Here is an 18,108-nt window from a genome sequence, read left to right on the forward strand (position 1 = left end):
AGCATCGCCACGCTCAGGTAGCTCCGCCGCCCGCCGTGCCCCACCCCGGGGCGCTGCCCCGTCCTTCTCAGGAGAATCCATGACCTTCGCCGACTACAAGACCGCCCTCGTCACCGGGGCCTCGACCGGCATGGGGGCAGCCATCACCGAGCTCCTCACCAAGCGCGGCCTCGAGGTCCACGCGACGGCCCGCAACGAAGAGCGCCTCAAGGAGCTCGCAGACCGCACCGGCGCCCTCCCCCACGTCCTCGACCTCACCGACACCCCAGCGGTGGCCCGCGAACTCGGCGGCCTCGAGATCGATGTCCTCGTCAACTGCGCCGGCGTCTCACGGCCGGGCAACATCCTCGACTCCTCCGAGGAGGACCTCGACGAGATCATCGACGTGAACCTGCGCGGCCTGCTCCAGCTCACCCGCCTGCTCCTGCCCGGGATGGTCGAGCGCGACCGGGGCCACATCGTCAACATCAGCTCCATCGCCGGCGTCTACAACTTCTACGGGCACACCGCCTACCACGCGACCAAGGCCGCCGTGCACCAGATCTCCCGGCAGCTGCGCAACGACACCGTCGGCAAGCGGATCCGCGTCACCGAGATCTGCCCAGGACGGGTGGAGACCGAGATCTTCGGCCGGAACCTGGGCGGATCCCCCGAGGCCATGGAAGAGGCATGGAAGACGTACTACGAGGGCTACGAGTCCCTCACGACCGACGACATCGTCAGCGCCATCGACTACGCCCTCGAGACCCCGCGCCACGTCAACATCGGCATGCTCGAGATCACGCCGACCTTCCAAGTCCCCGGCGGCCTCACCTTCGACCGCCACTGACCCGCACCCACCGCCGCGGCCGACCGTCCCCACCGGGCGGCAGCCCCGCCGCCGCCCACACGAGCACCCGAGGATGGAAGGTGCGCCATGCGCGAAAAGACCGAGGCGCCCCGCCCCCGCAACGCGCCCGAGAGCGCGGGCAGGTACCGCTACCGGAGCGGGCCCGCTCAACGGGGCCAGGGCTGCAGCAGCGCGCCGACTGAACGGCTCCTCCGGGCCCTCGCTGCCCACAAGCAGCGCCTCGTGCACGTCCGCGCACGGATCCGTGCGCTGACGGCGCAGAGGAACGTGTCGCTCGCTCAGGCTGTCGCGAGCGGCCTGCGGATCTCCGCCGCAGCCGGCATCCTCGGCGAGAGCGTTCCGGGCATCCGCCGCATAGCCCTCGCCGTTGACGATCCACCGTCGGCCGTGCTGTCGCGGGACGAGCACGTCCACGCGCTCCAGGCCGTGAGGACCCAGCTCGAAGCGGCGGCCTCGGCGAAGGAGACCGTCGAACGCGAACTCCGCCTCCTCGTCGCGCAGGCGTATGCCCTCGGGTTCACCGACGAGGCGCAGCTCGCGGCCCTGGCCGGCCTTCCCGCCGAGAGTGTCCGCCGCAGCCTGCGGTGCCGGCGGCGCGCGGGTGATGACATGGCCTCGGGCGGTCCAGACCGTGCCTCAGATTCAGGACAGGAAGGATCATGATCCACTCCGCGCTGCCCATCATCGTGATGGGCGTCTCCGGCAGCGGCAAGAGTACCGTCGGCAGCCTTCTCGCCCACGCGGTCGGGGGCCGGTTCATCGACGGCGATGAGCTCCATCCCGGATCCAACGTGGCCAAGATGGCGGCCGGGACCGCGTTGACCGACCGCGATCGGGAGCCGTGGCTGCACGAGGTCGGCCAGCGCCTCCGTTCCTCGCAGGGGCCGCTGGTGATCGCGTGCAGTGCGCTCAGGCGGACCTACCGCGACATCATCCGGGATGCTGCTCCGCGCACCCGCTTCGTGCATCTCGACGGCACGCGCGATCTGCTGGCCGAGCGCATGTCGGCACGCCCCGGCCATTTCATGCCGCGTTCCCTCCTCGAGTCCCAGATTGAGACCCTTGAGCCCTTGGGGCCCGACGAACTCGGCATCGTGCTCGACATCGCCGAAGCGCCGACGGTCCTCGCAGCAGAAGCCTCAAGGTGGGTGTCGGCGGACATCACAGCGCAGCGCTCCGCATACCCTGCCGACGACCAGCAGAAAGTGAGACCTTGATGAGCACCTCCCCTTTCGACCTGACCGGCGCCCTCGCGCTGGTCACCGGCTCGAGCCGCGGCATCGGCAATGCCCTCGCCGCCGGGCTGGCCCAGGCCGGAGCCACAGTGGTCCTGCACGGCCGGGACCCCTATGCGCTGGAGGCCCAGAGGGAGGACTTCGCGGGCCGTTACGGTGAGGACAGGATCTGGGCAGTCCCCTTCGACATCACTGACGAGTCCTCGGTCGTGGACGCCATGGACTCGATCGAATCCCGCATCGGGCCTCTGGACATCCTCGTGAACAACGCCGGCGTCCAGCACCGCGTCCCGCTCGTCGACCTCGCCCTCGAGGACTGGAGCCGCGTGCTGGCGACCAATCTGACCGCGGCGTTCCTCGTGGGCCGCGAGGCCGCCAGGCACATGGTGCAGCGCGGCCACGGCAAGATCGTCAACATCGGCTCTGTCCAGTGCGATCTCGCCAGGCCCACCATCGGCGCCTACACCGCCGCCAAGGGAGGCCTGCGCAACCTGACCCGGGCGATGGCCGCCGAATGGGCCCAGCACGGTCTCCAGGTCAATGCGGTCGCCCCGGGCTACATCCACACCGAGATGACGCAACCGCTCGTCGACGATGAGGCGTTCAACGCCTGGATCTGCGGAAGGACCCCCGCCGCCCGGTGGGGGACCGTCGAGGACCTCACCGGCCCCGTCACCTGGCTCGCCTCCCCCGCCTCCGCCTTCGTCAACGGCCAGACGATCTTCGTCGACGGCGGCATGACGGCTGTGGTCTGAGCCCAGAGCGGACCCCACCAGAAGACACCCACGACCAGCCACCCAAGAACGAGGCCACCCATGCAGATTGTCCGCACCGTCTCCTTCCCCGACCAGGAGCTCCTGGCCGACCTCTCCCCCCTCCCTCCCCAGCTCGAAGGGGTTGTCTGGGACATGCGCTCCGCGCCGGCGTCCGGCAGCCTCGACGACGTCGAGGCCGTCATCCTCCCCTACCTGAACGCGGGCGAGGTGCTCCCCGAGCTCGCCGAGGTCCCACGGCTGAAGTTCGTCCAGTCGCAGTCCACGGGATTCGACGGCATCCGTGAGGCCGCCGGACCCGCCGCAGGGGTCGCGAATGCCTCCGGCGTCCACGAAGCGGCGACCGCGGAACTCGCCGTCGGGCTGGTCCTGGCCAAGCTCCGCGGGATCGACGACGCCGTCCGCGCCCAACAGGAGCGGATCTGGCGGCCCAGCCGCCGTTCGTCCCTCGCAGATCGGCGCGTCCTCCTCATCGGGGTGGGGGGCATCGGGACCGAAATCGCCCGGAGGCTCGAGCCCTTCGAGGTGGAACTCACCCGGGTCGGCAGCGCGCCCCGGAAGGACGGCGTGGGGACCGTGCACGGCATCGCGGAACTTCCCTCGCTGGCGCCGCACCACGACGTCGTCATCACCGTCACCCCGCTCAACGACGCCACCCGGCACCTCATCGACGCCACCATCCTGGCAGCCCTGCCGGACGGAGCCCTCGTAGTGAACGTCGGCCGCGGGCCGGTCGTGGACACCGACGCGCTCACGGCCGAGGTCCTCTCGGGCCGGCTGCACTGCGCCCTCGACGTGGTCGACCCCGAACCGCTGCCCGGTGACCATCCTCTCTGGGGCGCACCGAACGCCCTCATCACACCGCATGTGGGCGGGAACGCCTCCGCCTTCGAACCGCGCATCCGCCGGCTCCTCTCGAGCCAGCTCGCGGCCCTGGCCGAAGGGAGGACCCCCGCCAACCTCGTCCAGCAGGGCCCCTTCTGACCAGTGGACCCATTCACGTCCGATTCACCGACGCGAACACCTCTGTCGACGATCCTTGCACTGCATTCTTCCGCAGAGGAATTCCTATAAACAGTTGGAATTCTCAGTTCCTGAGGATGCGCCCATCGTTGGGCTGCCAGCCAGATAAGAACATACACACCTCATTTCCATGAGAGCGCACGCCATGTCTTCTTCGCACATACTGTGAGCCGACGTTCACATGCCCAGCAAGGACCGCGGCATGCGGCATATGGTTCATTGAAATCATGACTGCTCGCACCGACCTCTGCTGGAAAGGCGGTTCAGGCTCCTCGGGGCAGCTGGGCGGACCGCCGCTCCATAGGGGCGTCCTCGCCCAGGGAGGCGAACCAGAAGGCTGAGCGGCCGGCATGGCCGTCCACACGGCGTCAGGGAATCCGGTGTTCAGCAAGATCTCGTGAGGAGAGGATCATAACCGGATCGTATGCAGGGATATGGATTAGGTCTTGGAGTGACGGGGGTCTCATCATCTAATGTGGAGTCAGCCGCTTTAGCGCGGTATTTCAAGTGCACTTCAGCCTGAATCCGTTCGAGCTCGGAGAAAGAGCAGCTTACGTATGAGGAGGCTTCCGCAAAATGGCATCGCATAGTGTGCCGTTCCCGCTGCTTCGGCACTCCTCGAGTTCTCTTTCCGCAGCCCATGTGTGCCGGTAGGCCGCTGTTCACCCATCGCCAATGGAGACGAAATGACTGAAACCATACTTCCCAGGAAGACCCCGGTCAGAGCGGCGGTCGCGGCCTGGATCGGCACGACGCTCGAGTACTACGACTTCGCGGTGTACGGCACCTCGTCGGCGTTGGTCCTGAACGTCCTCTTCTTCTCGCCGCAGCTGCCCACGGGCATCAGCGTGCTGCTGTCCCTCATCACCTTCGCGGTCGGCTACGCGGTGCGGCCTCTCGGCTCCCTCATCCTCGGTCCGATGGGCGACCGCTTCGGCCGCAAATTCGTCATGATGCTCACTCTGTTCGGCATCGGCGGCTGCACCTTCCTGGTCGGCTGTCTGCCGACGTTCGCCCAGATCGGTTCGCTTGCTCCGATCCTGCTCGTGGCGATCCGTGTCATCCAGGGACTGTGCCTCTCCGGGGAGCAGCCGAGCGCGATCACGATGAGCCTGGAGCACTCTTCCGAGCGTCGTCGCGGGTTCATCACGAGCTTCACGACCCTGGGCTCCGCCACCGGCACGCTGCTCACGCTGCTGTTCTTCATTCCGATCGCCGCGATGCCCTCGGCGCAGCTGCTGTCCTGGGGCTGGCGGGTTCCGTTCTGGTTCTCGGCCGTCGTGGTGGTCGTCGCCTACCTGATCCGCCGCCACGTCCAGGAGCCGCCGGAGTTCATCGAGGCCAGGGCCACGAAGGTGAACGTCGCCCCGCTCAGGCACGTCGTGCGCTTCCACTGGCGAGCCGTGGTCCGGATCGTCTTCTGCGCGCTCATCGCGGGCACGAGCTATATGATGCAGACGTTCTCGGTGGCGTTCGGAACTTCGGGGTACAAGCTGGACAAGCCGACCATGCTCTTGACGACGACGGTCTCTGCCGTGATCGCCCTGGCCATCACCCCCGTGGCAGGCTACCTGGTGGATAAGATCGGCCGCAAGACGATGTTCCTCATGGGAACTGTCGGCGTCGGCATCACGATGGCGCCATACCTCTGGTCGATCACGACCGGCAACTGGGCCCTGATCTTCCTGTTCGGCATCATCAACTACTCGTTCTTCTACTCGATGGTGAACGCGTCCTGGCCCTCGTTCTTCGCGGAGATGTTCCCCGGCCGGCTGCGCGTCTCCGGGCTCGCCCTTGGAACGCAGATCGGCTTCGCCCTCTCGGGGGTCATCGGCCCCGTACTCGCGACAGCACTCGCGGGCGCCAACCTCAAGGATTGGGTCGGGCCGTCCATGGTCGCGATCGGGTTCATGGTCTTCGCGGGAGTGGCAGCCCTCACCGCCAAGGAGACCGGCAAGTACACGCTGAAGGAGCTCGACGAGGTGCAGCAGAGCGAACGGGAGAAGGACGTCATCACCGCCGCCATCGACCTCCCGGCCCCGACCCCACGACGCCTCGCCGCCAAGCCCGGCCTCGAGTGACAGCCTGCCACCCAGGCTTGGGAAGGGCCTGAACTGAGTCCAACCCCACAGACGGTCAGCAGGGTCGACGTCGGCGTCTCGAGCCGGCGTCGACCCTGCGCGTCTCCCAGACGCTCTCTGCAGGGCGATGCCCAACCCGATTCCACCACTGACCACACCACCCCGCATGGCCGTGCCGTTAGCGTCCCGCCCCGTCCTTCTCAGGAGAATCCATGACCTTCGCCGACTACAAGACCGCCCTCGTCACCGGGGCCTCGACCGGCATGGGGGCAGCCATCACCGAGCTCCTCACCAAGCGCGGCCTCGAGGTCCACGCGACGGCCCGCAACGAAGAGCGCCTCAAGGAGCTCGCAGACCGCACCGGCGCCCTCCCCCACGTCCTCGACCTCACCGACACCCCAGCGGTGGCCCGCGAACTCGGCGGCCTCGAGATCGATGTCCTCGTCAACTGCGCCGGCGTCTCACGGCCGGGCAACATCCTCGACTCCTCCGAGGAGGACCTCGACGAGATCATCGACGTGAACCTGCGCGGCCTGCTCCAGCTCACCCGCCTGCTTCTGCCCGGGATGGTCGAGCGCGACCGGGGCCACATCGTCAACATCAGCTCCATCGCCGGCGTCTACAACTTCTACGGGCACACCGCCTACCACGCGACCAAGGCCGCCGTGCACCAGATCTCCCGGCAGCTGCGCAACGACACCGTCGGCAAGCGGATCCGCGTCACCGAGATCTGCCCAGGACGGGTGGAGACCGAGATCTTCGGCCGGAACCTGGGCGGATCCCCCGAGGCCATGGAAGAGGCATGGAAGACGTACTACGAGGGCTACGAGTCCCTCACGACCGACGACATCGTCAGCGCCATCGACTACGCCCTCGAGACCCCGCGCCACGTCAACATCGGCATGCTCGAGATCACGCCGACCTTCCAAGTCCCCGGCGGCCTCACCTTCGACCGCCACTGACCCGCACCCACCGCCGCGGCCGACCGTCCCCACCGGGCGGCAGCCCCGCCGTCGACCGCCCGAGCACCGAGGATGGAAGAAGCGCCACCATGCGCGAAAAGACCGGCCCGGGCTCGAGGTTCTAGCCGCCTCCCCCGCGGAGACGATGCGTTGTACACCTCCTCGAGCCGCTCCTCGGACGTTTCGCCGCTCTTCATAGAGTCCAATGGGCGCACTGAGCCCTGTACCACCGCCCTCTCCTTCAGATGTTCCGGACACACGCTTCTGACGTTCTGGACAAGAACGACACACGTCAGGATCGTCATCGGCTAGGTGTCTTAGTCCGGGTGCCCTTCTGCTCTAGCGGCCCGTTGCGAGGCCGCTGGAGACTCGTCAGAAGGATTGGATCCCTCGAGGGAAGGAGGGATGATGGCACGCGCTCACGGGCACTCCCGGCCGTCAGCCGCGGTGGGTCCCGGCTCCACCCTTCCGCTTGTGCACGGGCTGGGGCCAGCAACCGTCGCATCCGCTGTCGCCGCAGCAGCCGTCGTCCTGGCCTCGGCAATGGGGCTGGCGGCCGGGTCGGACAGGTACCTCCAATCACAGTCCGTCCTGGTCTCCCAGGGCGCGGACGCAGCGAACCTCATCGCCGTCCTGCTCGTGCTGGTTGCCCTCTGGCTCGCGCACCGTGGGTCGATCAATGCGCTTCTGTTGTGGCCCGGGGCCCTCTTCTACATGGCCTACGCAGACGTCCCCTACCTCATCGGCGCTCCCTTCACGCCACTGCTGTTCGTCGACGTCGTAGCATTCCTAGCGGCCGCCTACGCCCTGGCATCGCTCGCCACGGGGACGGACGGGACCGTCCTCGCCGAGCGGTTCGCCCACGCACCGGCGAAGGCGGTCGGCACCATTCTGACGGTGATCGGCGTGCTCGCATACGCCGGCCTCGTGTCCACCGCCGTCGGCGCATTTGGCAACAGCGCGACAGAGGAAGCGTGGCGCGGGCACTGGGTTGCCGACTGGATCCTCGGCACCCCCGTTCTGATCATGGGCGGGGTGCTGCTGTGGGCCAAGCGCCCCTTCGGCTACACCGCCGCTCCCGGCGTGCTGCTGGTGTCCGCACTCGGCGGAGTGATCTTCGCCGTCGCTGCCGTCGCCGACAACCTCTCCGGAGGAATACGCACAGACCCCGCCGTGGTCGTCGTGCACCTGATCATTGGCGCGGCCAGCGCCGCCGTGATGATCTGGTTCCTTATAGCGCCCACTCGAGCAGAGAGAGGGCAAAGGCTCCGCCTGCGCCCCGGCGCCGCATCCGGAGCGGCTTGAACGAGACGTCCTACGGCGGTTCGAGCCGATTGCATTGGACGGCAAAGGCCTGCACCCCGATCATGAGGAAAGATTCGGCCGCGCACGGACCGAAGCTCGAGTCGGCGACGCCGCCTTCTCGAACGACATCAGCGACACCATCCCACTGATCCGCCTCAAGGTCAGTGTGAACCGGTCAGATCCCGCGGACCGCTCGGCTGGTTCATCCGTCCGCGGACTTGGGCCACGAGGACGTGAAGACTGTCTGCCCCGCCATGAGTTGGCTCTTCAGCTGGCAGCGGGAGGTGCACGTCATCCCCCATTCGCCGCGCGGCGCGCGTTCGCAGTTCTACCCCTTAGACCCCATCGAAGCCGTCCTCGAACCCTCGGATGCGTGCGGCTACCCGGCGCACTGGCGGCAACACGACCGGAGGGGCAAGCCCATCTGAGCCTCGACTCACCGTGTTGCCCCGTCTCCAGGTCTGCTCCTCCCACCCCTTCTCCCGTGCGCGGCTCCGGGAACAGGCTCCCCGCTGGGGAGCGACCGCGCCCAGGGTGAGCGGAGGCTGGAGTCTCACGGCACTCGCGATAGCGGCCGCGCTGTTCACCGGCGGCGCCACGGCCTGGGCCAGCATGGCGGAGGACGAGCTCTACGATCTGAAGACCGACCTCTTCTTCGTCCACCTACCGCCGGGGTCGACAAGGACCGCGGGGGGCAACGACCTATAGCAATGGCGGCCATCCGCACGTGACGGTGACCCCGCCAGCCGCAGCAGACGTCCCCTCCCTCTTCCAATGAGCTCGCAGGTTCCGTCTGAACAGCGCTTGGTCGGTGAGCGTCCCCGCTGTCGGAGGGCCGACATAGCATCGGGGCCACGGACTCTTCCCCGCTTCCCCGGTCCCGCTCGTACGTCGTCACCCACTGCCCCGTGGGCCACGACCCGTAGGGCGTCGTGGCCCACGGGGCGCCCCCGGGCCCAATCCGTACGCGGAGGCCGCGGCCCCGCGGGCGCAGTCCGCGGGGCCTCGCACGAGCCGGAGGGCCGCGCGCCGGCCTGCCGGTGAGAAGGCCGCCCACAGGAAGGCGGCGTTGGCCGCGGACATGACCGCCATCGCTCCGGCCCCGACCAGGCCTTCCGGCCAGGCCAGGGCGGCGCCCGGAAGCGAGGCGAGGAGGCGCGCGATGGCGGCGATCGACTGGGCTGCCGCACCGCCGATCGCCGTGCACACGAGCGCGAGGGGCTGGCACCAGGTGCACGTGGCCAGGGCCAGCGTTCCGGCCACGGTCACGATCGGGACGAAGGGCGACACGGCGATGTTGGCAGCGAGGGACAGGGTCAGGAACGAGGGCTGGATGAGCACGATGAGCGGCCCGCACATCAGCTGGGCTGACAGGGGCACGGCGACGGCCACGGCGAGCCACGCGGGCATGCGCGCGGCGAGCATGCTGGTGAGGGGCGCACCGAACAGCGCGATCCCGAGGGTGGCCGAGACCGAGAGCAGGAAGCCCATGCTCAGGGCGAGGTCCGGTTGGAGCAGGACGAGGACGAGGATGGCCCCGGACAGCGCGGAGCAGCTCCTCCCGGCCCTGCCACTGATGAGGGCTACGAGGCCGACGGCGCCCATGGCGGCCGCCCGCAGGACGCTCGGCTCGGGCCCGACCACGAACGCGATGGCCGCGAGGACCAGGCAGCTGGCGCACGACGCCGCCGCCCGCGGTGCACGGGCGGCACGCAGGGCCAGGAGCACACTGGCCGAGAGAAGAGTGAAGTTTGCTCCGCTCACGGCGGTGAGGTGTCCCAGCCCCACCTGGCGCATGGCGTCCTCGAGCTCCTGCGGCAGGTCCGCCGTGTCCCCGACGGCCATGCCAGGCAGGAGGCCCGCGGCGTCCTGCCAGAGCCACCCGCTCGAGGCACGCAGTGCACCCTTGACGTCCCCCACCAGCAGGCCAGCGGGATTCCCGCCGACGACGCGCGGGCGGGACGCGGCACTCAGCAGGGCCGGGCTTCCCGGCCGCGCTGCGGGGACGACTCGGCCAGCCACCTCGACGGTCGTGCCCGGGCGGAGTCGGCCGACCTCGTTGCCGCCGACGAGGCGGACCGCGGAGGATGCCGCGAAGCTGCGCCCGGCGTCGGTGGCGCGCAGGATTCTCCCCTCCGCGGTGAAGCGCGGCTCCGCCCCGAACCTGCTCGGACCCCGCAGCGGGGTCGGTGCGGCCACGACCTCGACGGTCGCCACCGTGCTGCCGCCGTGGGCCAGCAGCTCGCCCACGGGTCCCGCGCGCTCTGCTGCCCCGTGGCCGGCGGCCGCGGCGAGGCCCGCGGCGGCCGCCAGGCAGGAGCAGGCAGCGAGGACCGCGACCCCTGCCGCGCCGGCCTGAGTCGGGCAGGCGCCACGGTGCGGGCTTGAGCGACGCCCTGCCAGCCTGCGCAGGGCGAGCGCCAGGGTCGCCGCCGCGGCGGCCCCGGCCAGGCAGCACGCGAGGAGGACCGCCAGGAGACCCGGCGCCACTGCGAACGGGCCCACCGCGGCCCCGAGCCACGCCGCCGCGCCCAGCGGGACGAGCCTGAGGTCCCTCCAGCGGCCGGCGGCCGCGACGGGAGGGGCCGGATCCACGCTCCACCAGTCAGAGGCGAGCGCCCGGAGGCGCCCCGCCCGGACGTCGGGTCCTGCTGGCCGCTCCCCTGACGGTCCCTCCACGGCGGCAGCGCGGTAGCGGTCCCAGGCGCCGCGACGGGAGCTCATCCGACCGTCACCAGCGGGAGCAGGGATTCGAGCATCTTCGGTCCGATCCCGCTCACCGCGTCGAGGTCCTCGGGAGCTGTGAAGCGGCCGTGTGCCGTGCGGTAGTCGACGATGCGCTGGGCGAGGACCGGGCCGACGCGGGGAAGCGCTCCGAGGTCCTCGGCCGTCGCGGTGTTGAGGTCTACCTTGCCTGCCAGGCCGGAACCGCCGGCCGCGGCGCCACCAGTCTGGCGCGGCGCCGCCGCGCCCGGCGCGGCGGCGCCGCCGCCGCTGGCCTGCGCGTCCTCGGGGTCGCCGCGGAGGGGAACCTTGAGGCGCGTTCCGTCCTCCACCGGGGCGGCGAGATTGAGCCGGTCCAGGTCGGCCCCCGGCTTCGCGCCACCGGCCGCGGCGATGGCCTCGTGGACGCGCGCCCCCGGGGCGAGGCGGTAGACGCCCGGGGCAAGGACGGCCCCGGCGACGTGCACCGTCGGGCCATCATTCGCCGGCACCGGAGATCCCGACGGCGTCTGGGGTCCTGGAGCCCGCGGGTCCGCGCTCCCTGTGCGCGGGGGCGGCGCGTCGACCGGGACGGCGGTGGGCGCGGCCCCGTGGGCGATCCCCCACCAGCTGGCGCACGCTGCGGCGAGGAGCAGTGTCAGCACCGCGCCGAGCCGCACCGAGACGGCCAGCCTCGGACGGTCCTCCCGCCGCCGGGTCGGCGCATCGGCAGCCTGTCCGCGGGCGCTCCCGTGGGCGCCGCCAGGGTCTCCCGGCTCGGCGCCTGCTTCAGGGTCGGCCGCGGGGTCCGCCGCAGGGTCCGCGGGCTCGGCGGAGGCGGCCGCGTCGTCGGAGGCCCCCAGGTCGAGGAGGCCGGGCGGGGCGTCGTCCGGCGGGAAGAGCGCGTCCCAGCGGTGGGCAGCCGCCCGCCGCCTGCTGGTTCCCCTCCCCCATCCGCGCACGGTCTCCACGCTGCCACCGCTCGTGGCCAGCCCGCGGCGGCGGACGCGCTATGTGCACGACTCGCGGAGGGCGGCCCTGTGGAGGGCCAGTGACCGCCCGCGGCCGAGCGCCGCGACGGCGGGCTAGGGTGGGGCCCCATCGGGCGGGAGGGACCGGCCCGCGGGTCCCGACACGACGACGGCCAGCACCCCGAGCCCCGTGTGCGCGGCGAGGACTGCCGGCATGGCGGAGACCACCACGGCGTCCGGGGCCATGCCCACGTCCGTTGCGAGGGCCTGAGCGAACGATTCCGCCTCAGGCCGGTTCCCGAAGTAGTGCACGGCGAGGACTGCGGGCTCGTGGGCGGCCGCGCTGGTCACCGCGAGCTCCCGGAGCCGGGACACGGCTCGGGGCGCCGTGCGGACGCGCTCGAGCGGCGCGATCAGCCCGTCGCGCAGGGTCAGGATCGGCTTGATCGAGAGGACCGTCCCCACGAGCGATGCCGCGGCCCCGATCCGGCCGCCGCGGCGCAGCTGCTCGAGGCTGGGCACATAGAAGAGGACCTCCGCACCGGCCAGTCGCTCCTCGGCGGCCCGCCGCACCTCGGCGGGACCGGCAGCGGCCGCCGCGGAGAGCACCGCCGCCTGGACCGCGAAGCCGAGCGCCATGCCCGCGGTCTGCGAATCGACCACCTCGACGGGGATGCCCACGCGCGCCGAGGCGATCCGCGCGGCGTCGGCGGTCCCGGACAGCTTCCCGGAGAGGTGCAGCGAGAGGACCGCCTCGAAGCCTGCCTGCTCGAAGGCACGGTAGGCCCGCTCGAACTGGCCCGGCGCGGGGCGCGAGGTGCGCACCTGCCGGCCCGCGGCGAGGGCGAGGCCCAGGGCCGTGTCAACGTCCTCGCCCTCGGTGAAGATCTCCTCGCCGGCCATGACTGGAAGGACGATGCAGGCGAAGCACCCCGCCCGCTCGAACGCCTCGGTCCAGGCGGGCGGCAGCGCGGCGGAGGAATCGGTGACGATCGCGACGCGGGGCCGCGGCGCCGGCGGGGCGGCCGGGGCAGGCCCCGGGCGGAGCCTGCCCCACCGGCGCCGCAGCCAGGCGATCGCCGGAAGCTCCTGTGCCTGCCCCTCAGCCACGCGGAGTCATCCGTCAGGCGGGGACGACGTTGACCAGCTTGGGCGCCCGGACGACCACCGTCCGGATCCCGCGGCCGTCGAGGACCCGCTGGACGTTCGGCGAGGCGAGCGCGAGCTCGCGCAGGTCCTCCTCCGAGATGTCCACGGCGACCTCGAGGCGGTCCCGCACCTTGCCCTGGACCTGGACGACGGCGGTCACGGTGTCCTCGACGAGGAGCGACGGGTCGTGCTGGGGCCAGGACGCGTTCGAGACCGACGGCTCGTGGCCCAGGGCCGCCCAGAGGTCCTCGGCGGTGTACGGGGCAAAGAGGCTGAGCATGATCGCCACGGTCTCGACCGCCTCGCGCACGGCGGGGTCGGCGCCTCCGGGGCCGGAGTCGATCGCCTTGCGCGTGGCGTTGACGAGCTCCATGGCCTTGGCGACCACCACGTTGAACTTGTGTGCATCGAGCAGCTCGGTGGCGTCGGCGATCGTCCGGTGCGTCACGGCGCGCAGGGCACGGTCCCCGGTGGCCGGGTCCGATCCGGGGGCGCTCGTGACGTCCTGGCCGAGGCGCCAGGCACGGGCGAGGAACTTCGCCGAGCCGGACGGGGAGACGTCGGCCCAGTCGACGTCATCCTCCGGCGGGGACGCGAACACCATGGTGAGGCGGACGGCGTCGACCCCGAAGGTGTTCAGCTGCTCGCCGAGGTCCACGCCGTTGCCGAGGGACTTGCTCATGGCCTTGCCGCCGTTGAGCACCTGGCCCTGGTTCATCAGGGCCGCGAACGGCTCGTCCGCGTCGAGCAGGCCCATGTCCTTCATGACCTTGGTGAAGAAGCGGCTGTACAGCAGGTGCAGGATGGCGTGCTCGACCCCGCCCACGTACTGCGCCACCGGCATCCAGCGCCGCGCGGCCTCGGGGTCGAACGGCCCCTCGGCGTAGTCGGGCGAGAGGTACCGCAGGTAGTACCAGGACGAGTCCACGAAGGTGTCCATCGTGTCCGTGTCGCGCAGGGCAGCGCCGCCGCACGCGGGGCACGTGACGTTGACCCAGTCCTCGGCGGACGCGAGCGGAGAGGTGCCCTTGGGCGCGAGCTGCTCGCCGCGCAGGTTGTCCGGGAGCCGCACGGGCAGCTGGTCGTCCGGGACCGGGACCTCGCCGCACGCCGGGCAGTGGATGATCGGGATCGGTGCGCCCCAGAACCGCTGGCGGGACAGGAGCCAGTCGCGCAGCCGGTAGTTGACCGTGCCCTCGCCCGTGCCGGCCGCCTCGACCACCTCGATGGCCTTGGCGATGCCCTCGGCCTTCGACAGGCCGTCCAGCGGACCGGAGTTGACGATCGTGCCCTCGCCGCTCGTCGCGACGCCGGTGGCCGCCGGATCCTCCTCGCCGGTGTCGAGCACGGCCCGGACCGGCAGGCCGAAGGCCTTGGCGAAATCGAGGTCGCGCTGGTCGTGCGCCGGCACGGCCATGATCGCGCCCGTGCCGTAGTCGGCGAGGACGTAGTCGGCGGCCCACACGGGCAGCTTCTCGCCGCTGAGGGGGTTCACGGCGTAGCGGCCGAGGAAGACGCCGGTCTTCTCGCGGTCGGTGTTCTGCCGCTCGATCTCGCTCAGGGCCTTGACCCGGTCCTGGTAGTCCGCGAGCGCCTGCGCCTGCTCCGGCGCCACGATCTCGCCGGCGAGCTCGGCGTCCGCCGCGACGACGAAGAACGTGGCCCCGTAGAGCGTGTCGGGGCGGGTCGTGAAGACGGTGACCTCGCGCTCGGGGCGTGCGTCGGTCGCCTCGATGGCGAAACGCACGTGCGCGCCCTCGGACCGGCCGATCCAGTTCCGCTGCATGGCCAGGACGCGCTCGGGCCAGTGGCCCTCGAGCTCGGCCATGTCCTCGAGCAGGCGGTCGGCGTAGTCGGTGATCTTGAAGTACCACTGGTTGAGGGACTTCTTCGTCACGGGGGTGCCGCAGCGCTCGCAGGCGCCGTTGACGACCTGCTCGTTCGCCAGGACGGTCTGGTCCTTGGGGCACCAGTTCACCGGGTGGTTCTTGCGGTAGGCGAGGCCGCGCTCGTAGAAGCGCAGGAACAGCCACTGCGTCCACCGGTAGTACTCCGGGTCCGAGGTGTGCAGGCGGCGCGACCAGTCGAGGCTCAGCGCGTACCGCTTGAACGAGGCGGCCTGCGTCTCGATGTTCCGGTACGTCCACTCGGCCGGGTGGGTGTTGCGCTTGATCGCGGCGTTCTCGGCGGGCAGGCCGAAGGAGTCCCAGCCGATCGGGTGCAGCACGTCGTAGCCCTTGAGGCGCCAGTAGCGCGCCACGACGTCGCCCATCGCGAAGGCCTCGGCGTGGCCCATGTGGAGGTCGCCGGACGGGTACGGGAACATGTCGAGCACGTAGCGGCGCTCGCGGCTGCCGTCGTCCTTGGGGGTGAACACCCCCAGCTCGTCCCACACCGCGGGCCACTTGGCCTCGATCGCGGCGAAGCTGTATGCCGCCCCTGCCGACTGTTCAGCGACCTGCTCTTCGCTCACCGTATCTCTCTCCACGTCTCTCTTCGTCCAGGCGTCCGCCTGCATCCTTCCCCTGACACACAAAAGCCCCTCGCACAGGGAGGGGCGGCCGCTTGCTGCTGGGGGGCCCCGGGGGCCCGCGCTGCAAGCGGCTATCGAAGCAGGAGGACGCCGCGCATGGAAGCCATGCTACCGCAGGCGCGGCGCACGACGGCGGGTGGCCGCCGTGCGCCGCGCGCAGGGTGCCGCTGGGCTACTTCACGTCGGCATCCACCCAGTCCATCGACTTGGACACGGCCTTCTTCCACAGCCGCATCTGGCGGTCGCGCTCGGCCGAGTCCATCTGCGGGCTCCAGCGCTTGTCCTCGCCCCAGTTGGCCGAGCACTCGCCGAGGTCCTTCCAGTACCCGACGGCGAGGCCGGCGGCGTACGCGGCGCCGAGGGCGGTGGTCTCGATGACCTTGGGCCGCACCACGTCCACGCCGAGGATGTCCGCCTGGAACTGCATGAGCGCGTCGTTGGCGACCATGCCGCCGTCGACCTTGAGCTCGGCCAGGGGGACGCCGGAGTCCGCGTTGACGGCGTCGAGCACCTCGCGCGTCTGGAAGGCGGTCGCCTCGAGCGCCGCGCGGGCGATGTGGCCCTTGTTGACGTACCGGGTCAGGCCCACGATCGCGCCGCGGGCGTCCGGGCGCCAGTACGGCGCGAAGAGGCCCGAGAACGCGGGCACGATGTACACCCCGCCGTTGTCCTCGACCGTCTTGGCCAGCGTCTCGACCTCGGGCGCGCTGCCGATCATCCCGAGGTTGTCGCGCAGCCACTGGATGAGCGAGCCGGTGACCGCGATCGAGCCCTCGAGGGCGTAGTGCGGGGCCGCGTCGCCGAGCTTGTAGCCGACCGTGGTGAGCAGGCCGTTCTTCGAGTGGACGATCTCCTCGCCCGTGTTGAAGATCAGGAAGCTGCCCGTGCCGTAGGTGCTCTTGGCCTCGCCGGTGTCGAACGCCGCCTGGCCGAACGTGGCCGCCTGCTGGTCGCCCAGGATGCCCGCGACCGGCGTCTCCCGCAGCAGCTGCGAGCCGTGCACCGTGCCGTAGGTCTCGGAGGAGGACTTGATCGCCGGCATCATCGACGCCGGGACGCCGAACGCGTCGAGGATCTCCTGGTCCCAGGAGAGGGTCTCGAGGTCCATGAACATCGTCCGGGAGGCGTTCGTGACGTCGGTGGCGTGCACGCCGCCGTCGGTGCCGCCCGTGAGGTTCCACAGGACCCAGGCGTCCGTGTTGCCGAAGAGGAGATCGCCGGCCTCGGCCTTGGCGCGGGCTCCGTCGACGTTGTCGAGGATCCACTTGATCTTCGTGCCCGAGAAGTAGGTGGCCAGGGGAAGGCCGACCTTCTGCTTGAACCGCTCGACGCCGCCGTCCTTGGCGAGCTCATCGACGATGCCCTGGGTGCGGGTGTCCTGCCACACGATCGCGTTGTAGACGGGCTCGCCCGTGTTCTTGTCCCAGACCACCGCGGTCTCGCGCTGGTTGGTGATGCCGACGGCGACGATGTCGTGGCGGGTGAGGTTTGCCTTCGAGAGCGCCTGGCCGATCACCTCGCGGGTGTTGCCCCAGATCTCCTTCGGGTTGTGCTCGACCCAGCCCGCCTGGGGGAAGATCTGCTCGTGCTCGAGCTGGCCGGTCGAGACGATCGAGCCCGAGTGGTCGAAGATGATGGCCCGGGTGCTCGTGGTCCCCTGGTCGATCGCGATGACGAACTGCTGTGCGCTCTGCGCCTGATCAGACATTCATGGCTCCTTTGGATGAGTCTGCAGTGACGGGTGCTGGGGGCTTGCTACTTCGCGACGACCGCGAAGATGTCAGGGAGGATGCGGGCGAAGAGCCCGGCGAGGGCACCCCCGATCAGGGGTCCGGCCACCGGGACCCACGCGTAGGCCCAGTCGCTTGAGCCCTTGCCCTTGATCGGCAGGACGGCGTGGGCGATGCGGGGGCCCAGGTCGCGGGCCGGGTTGATGGCGTACCCGGTCGGGCCGCCGAGCGAGACGCCGATGCCGACCACGAGGAGGGCGACGGCGAGGGGGCCGAGCCCGGAGGGGGTCCCTCCGAAAGCGAGGATCACCTCGACGAGCACGAACGTGCCGATGATCTCGGTGATGAGGTTCCAGCTGTTGCTGCGGATGGCCGGCCCGGTGGAGAAGGTTCCGAGCTTGTTGGCAGGGTCTTGCTCGTGGTCGAAGTGCTGCTTGTAGGCGAGCCAGCATACGACGGCGCCGAGGAACGCGCCGAGCAGCTCGCCGCCGAAGTAGGTCAGGGTCGAGGCGACGTCGACCTTGACGCCCGGGGCGTACTCGCCCTTGCCGTTGAGCAGCAGGCCGAGGGTGACGGCGGGGTTGAGGTGTGCGCCGGACTTCGCAGCGATGTATACGCCGGAGAACACGGCGATTCCCCATCCCCACGTCACCATCAGGAAGCCGGCGGCGTTCCCCTTCGTGCCCCGCAGCGCGACGTTCGCGACGACGCCGCACCCGAGGAGGGTGAGCATCCCGGTACCGAGCACTTCGGACAAGAAGACGATCCCTAGAGACATCTTTGACTCCTTGCG

At 70.4% G+C, this 18,108-nt stretch carries 14 protein-coding genes; 8 read left to right on the plus strand and 6 right to left on the minus strand.

Features of this window, described 5'->3' with window-relative positions:
- Positions 1–79 precede the first annotated feature (79 nt).
- The 8 genes from SA2016_RS10500 to SA2016_RS10535 all read left to right on the plus strand — a co-directional run bounded on the left by SA2016_RS10500 (position 80) and on the right by SA2016_RS10535 (position 8,229).
- Positions 80–829: an SDR family oxidoreductase gene (locus SA2016_RS10500; RefSeq protein WP_066497865.1), complete on the plus strand. Its 750-nt coding sequence runs from the start codon at positions 80–82 to the stop codon at positions 827–829.
- An 87-nt stretch (positions 830–916) separates the two neighbouring features.
- Entirely contained in the window at positions 917–1,513 is a 597-nt protein-coding gene (locus tag SA2016_RS10505) for a hypothetical protein (RefSeq protein WP_066497867.1), read from the plus strand.
- Positions 1,510–2,067, plus strand: coding sequence for a gluconokinase (locus SA2016_RS10510; RefSeq protein WP_066497868.1), 558 nt, complete (start codon positions 1,510–1,512; stop codon positions 2,065–2,067). The genes SA2016_RS10505 and SA2016_RS10510 overlap by 4 nt, the downstream gene beginning before the upstream one ends.
- Positions 2,067–2,840, plus strand: coding sequence for an SDR family oxidoreductase (locus SA2016_RS10515; protein WP_066497871.1), 774 nt, complete (start codon positions 2,067–2,069; stop codon positions 2,838–2,840). The genes SA2016_RS10510 and SA2016_RS10515 overlap by 1 nt, the downstream gene beginning before the upstream one ends.
- Positions 2,841–2,900: 60 nt before the next feature.
- Positions 2,901–3,842, plus strand: a complete 942-nt coding sequence (locus tag SA2016_RS10520; protein WP_066497873.1) for a 2-hydroxyacid dehydrogenase — start codon at positions 2,901–2,903, stop codon at positions 3,840–3,842.
- A 725-nt stretch (positions 3,843–4,567) separates the two neighbouring features.
- On the plus strand, positions 4,568–5,962 hold the full coding sequence (locus SA2016_RS10525; protein WP_066497875.1) for an MFS transporter: 1,395 nt from the start codon (positions 4,568–4,570) through the stop codon (positions 5,960–5,962).
- A 212-nt stretch (positions 5,963–6,174) separates the two neighbouring features.
- Positions 6,175–6,924, plus strand: a complete 750-nt coding sequence (locus SA2016_RS10530) for an SDR family oxidoreductase (protein ID WP_066497865.1) — start codon at positions 6,175–6,177, stop codon at positions 6,922–6,924.
- 405 nt (positions 6,925–7,329) lie between these two features.
- Positions 7,330–8,229 (plus strand): hypothetical protein, encoded by a 900-nt coding sequence (locus SA2016_RS10535; protein ID WP_157089125.1) that lies wholly within the window; start codon positions 7,330–7,332, stop codon positions 8,227–8,229.
- A gap of 894 nt (positions 8,230–9,123) precedes the next feature.
- On the opposite strand, the gene SA2016_RS10545 is transcribed toward SA2016_RS10535, so the two are convergent.
- From SA2016_RS10545 to SA2016_RS10570, 6 genes are all read right to left on the minus strand, one after another.
- Positions 9,124–10,953, minus strand: a complete 1,830-nt coding sequence (locus tag SA2016_RS10545; RefSeq protein WP_141305642.1) for a ComEC/Rec2 family competence protein — start codon at positions 10,951–10,953, stop codon at positions 9,124–9,126.
- On the minus strand, positions 10,950–11,894 hold the full coding sequence (locus tag SA2016_RS10550; protein WP_066497882.1) for a ComEA family DNA-binding protein: 945 nt from the start codon (positions 11,892–11,894) through the stop codon (positions 10,950–10,952). The genes SA2016_RS10545 and SA2016_RS10550 overlap by 4 nt, the downstream gene beginning before the upstream one ends.
- A gap of 123 nt (positions 11,895–12,017) precedes the next feature.
- Positions 12,018–13,013, minus strand: coding sequence for a DegV family protein (locus SA2016_RS10555; RefSeq protein ID WP_066497883.1), 996 nt, complete (start codon positions 13,011–13,013; stop codon positions 12,018–12,020).
- Between the two features lie 13 nt (positions 13,014–13,026).
- Complete coding sequence (gene leuS / locus SA2016_RS10560; RefSeq protein WP_066502334.1) at positions 13,027–15,540, minus strand: leucine--tRNA ligase; 2,514 nt, start codon at positions 15,538–15,540, stop codon at positions 13,027–13,029.
- 217 nt (positions 15,541–15,757) lie between these two features.
- Positions 15,758–17,293, minus strand: a complete 1,536-nt coding sequence (glpK, locus tag SA2016_RS10565) for a glycerol kinase GlpK (RefSeq protein WP_066497884.1) — start codon at positions 17,291–17,293, stop codon at positions 15,758–15,760.
- A 47-nt stretch (positions 17,294–17,340) separates the two neighbouring features.
- Positions 17,341–18,093, minus strand: a complete 753-nt coding sequence (locus SA2016_RS10570) for an MIP/aquaporin family protein (protein WP_066497886.1) — start codon at positions 18,091–18,093, stop codon at positions 17,341–17,343.
- Positions 18,094–18,108: the final 15 nt, after the last annotated feature.

It is taken from the genome of Sinomonas atrocyanea, from assembly GCF_001577305.1.
In the GTDB taxonomy this organism is placed as follows: domain Bacteria; phylum Actinomycetota; class Actinomycetes; order Actinomycetales; family Micrococcaceae; genus Sinomonas; species Sinomonas atrocyanea.

Bases quoted from the DNA above. Each gene is read 5' to 3' on its own strand.
- SA2016_RS10510 (WP_066497868.1), top strand. From the start codon at position 1,510: ATGATCCACTCCGCGCTGCCCATCATCGTGATGGGCGTCTCCGGCAGC.
- SA2016_RS10515 (WP_066497871.1), top strand. From the start codon at position 2,067: ATGAGCACCTCCCCTTTCGACCTGACCGGCGCCCTCGCGCTGGTCACC.
- SA2016_RS10500 (WP_066497865.1), top strand. From the start codon at position 80: ATGACCTTCGCCGACTACAAGACCGCCCTCGTCACCGGGGCCTCGACC.
- SA2016_RS10530 (WP_066497865.1), top strand. From the start codon at position 6,175: ATGACCTTCGCCGACTACAAGACCGCCCTCGTCACCGGGGCCTCGACC.
- glpK (WP_066497884.1), bottom strand. From the start codon at position 17,293: ATGTCTGATCAGGCGCAGAGCGCACAGCAGTTCGTCATCGCGATCGAC.
- SA2016_RS10545 (WP_141305642.1), bottom strand. From the start codon at position 10,953: ATGAGCTCCCGTCGCGGCGCCTGGGACCGCTACCGCGCTGCCGCCGTG.
- SA2016_RS10505 (WP_066497867.1), top strand. From the start codon at position 917: ATGCGCGAAAAGACCGAGGCGCCCCGCCCCCGCAACGCGCCCGAGAGC.
- SA2016_RS10525 (WP_066497875.1), top strand. From the start codon at position 4,568: ATGACTGAAACCATACTTCCCAGGAAGACCCCGGTCAGAGCGGCGGTC.
- SA2016_RS10570 (WP_066497886.1), bottom strand. From the start codon at position 18,093: ATGTCTCTAGGGATCGTCTTCTTGTCCGAAGTGCTCGGTACCGGGATG.
- SA2016_RS10520 (WP_066497873.1), top strand. From the start codon at position 2,901: ATGCAGATTGTCCGCACCGTCTCCTTCCCCGACCAGGAGCTCCTGGCC.
- SA2016_RS10535 (WP_157089125.1), top strand. From the start codon at position 7,330: ATGATGGCACGCGCTCACGGGCACTCCCGGCCGTCAGCCGCGGTGGGT.